The organism is Geobacillus sp. LYN3, assembly GCF_003064505.1.
Lineage (GTDB): Bacteria > Bacillota > Bacilli > Bacillales > Anoxybacillaceae > Parageobacillus_B > Parageobacillus_B toebii.
This window is the reverse complement of sequence record NZ_QCWL01000011.1, coordinates 1-2,090: the sequence shown is the minus strand read 5'-3', so window position 1 is coordinate 2,090 and position 2,090 is coordinate 1. Positions and strand designations below refer to the sequence as shown.

Here is a 2,090-nt window from a genome sequence, read left to right as displayed (position 1 = left end):
AACAGCGGTGACTTGAAACAGGCCGCTTACCTGGCGATCCTCCAATGCGTTTTCGATTGCCACTCTTCCGATCTCCTGCAGCCAATCATGATATTTTCGCGCCGCATACGGAACGTATAAATCGAGCAAGCGAATCGCATCATATATTTCTTCTTCCACTTCTTGAATGATGGAGCGAACCGTTGGGGCATGATTCGTTCCATATCGCGCGTCAATCCACTTTGCCAGCGCTTTTGCCGTGCTGAAAAACGACTTCGCTTGATTGATGCTCACATCACCGTTTGTTTCTAAATAATGATAGACGATGCATTGGCGCCAATGGTCTTTTGTGATGCTTGTCCAAGATGAAAGCTGAGATTCTAGCAAATATTGCGCGATAATGGATAGGCCGGTTCGATATTTCGATACGGTCGCTTCTGATTTTCCTCTCGTTTTTTCGATAAAAAACTCCGCTATATCTTTACCAAAGAAGGAATCCATCCATTCAAGCGGCATGTCATATTGCTCGTATTGTTCCATTTCGTCTGTTCGCTGCTTCTCCAGCAATCGCGTTTGTCGTTTTTCCCCTAACGTGACAAATGGAGATAAAGGAAGACCAAACTTCCGGCGAATCGTATTAAAATCAACCGTAACCGGACATTCTAGACGCTCGGCGTTCATAAAACTAATATACTCGCGTTCTTGCAGCCATCGCTCGACTTCTTCTTTTTTCCCTTGTTCCACCATTTGCATCACGGTTTTCCCGTCCCATTCCTCTTGCGGAGTGTGCAATGACTGGTAAATATCTAGCGTCTGATTCGCCAGTGCGCCAAAATAAAGCGGTACATTTTCTCCTAACTGCATCGCATAAGAGCGAAATTCGACGTTTTTCGGCGCGTCCAATTTGCGTACCGTTTTTTTGATAAAACGGGCAACAGATCCCGCTTTCTCCATCACTTTTATAAATGATTCCACCGCATCTGGCAAAAAAGTCACAAACTTTAGGTGGTGTTTATTGATTTCTATAAATCCTAACACTTCGCGCATATACACCGGACTTGAAGCTAGATTGTCCTCATATATATACTGTTTGCCGGCAAAACTTAACTTTGTTATTTTTCCTTTCTGTTCATCCACGATAACGACGTCTTGTTTTTCTAAAGAATGAACCAGCTTTTTTCCATCATCCACTTCATAATGCAATGTCACTTCATCAATTTTTGTCATTTCGCGATGCCGAAAATCATACGGATCCATTAATTCATTCACAATTTCTAAAAAGCAGGTCATCGCGATTTGTTCATATGATTGTCTCGTTTCTGACATCAATTCGTTGATCTTTGCATATGCGCGCTTGACTCCACGTGGTCCTTCAATAATTGCCACACCATGAACATAATAACCTTCGCCGAATGGCTCAAGCAGACAAAACGTTCCTCCCCACGGAATAGGCTTACTCATCGTTTCACAAAACGGCATATGAAACCGTTCGTGCGTAAACGCATCTTCCACCGTTATTCCATTGTCATCCATATCTACAATTTGAATAAGGCGTGGGACAAGTGATACCCATGTTTCAAGCAATCGCGCTTTCTCCGCCTTTAAACCAGTTTTTTTCTCTTGATAAAACCATTCGACTCCGCGCAATCCGTTGTCAAATCGATGGAAAAATAAATACCAAAGACGAAACAAAGGTCCAAACATATCACCATTTTGTGTTGAGTTTATTTTTTGATCGAACACTGTTTCCGCGCGCAGTTTTTCCGAAAAAGGCAACGACCGCTCTAAAAATTGGTAAATTTCTTCCGATAACTCATTTTTTAATTGAAAAAAGCGCTCCTCCCTCACTTTTCGGATTTCTACAACAGCATCCTTTTTCATACAACACTTTTTATACTTTTTCCCGCTTCCACAAGGGCAAGGATCGTTTCTTCCTACTTTCATTTCTTTTCTCCTTATCATCATTTTTAAAAAATAAGAAGCATCCATTAGTAAATAAGCAACAATCATATTATAACTGTTGAGACGTGTCTTTTAGACAAGTGAACTACCCCCACTTAATTTCTAGCGAAAATTTGAAGTGGGGGCTTCCAAAGAAGTTTGACTGCTTC

At 41.5% G+C, this 2,090-nt stretch carries 1 protein-coding gene; it reads right to left on the bottom strand.

Annotated features, from left to right (window positions below; translation table 11 throughout):
• A partial coding sequence (locus DCC82_RS18610; RefSeq protein ID WP_286171366.1) for an SEC-C metal-binding domain-containing protein occupies positions 1–1,923 on the bottom strand: 1,923 nt, incomplete at its 3' end.
• Positions 1,924–2,090 lie beyond the last annotated feature (167 nt).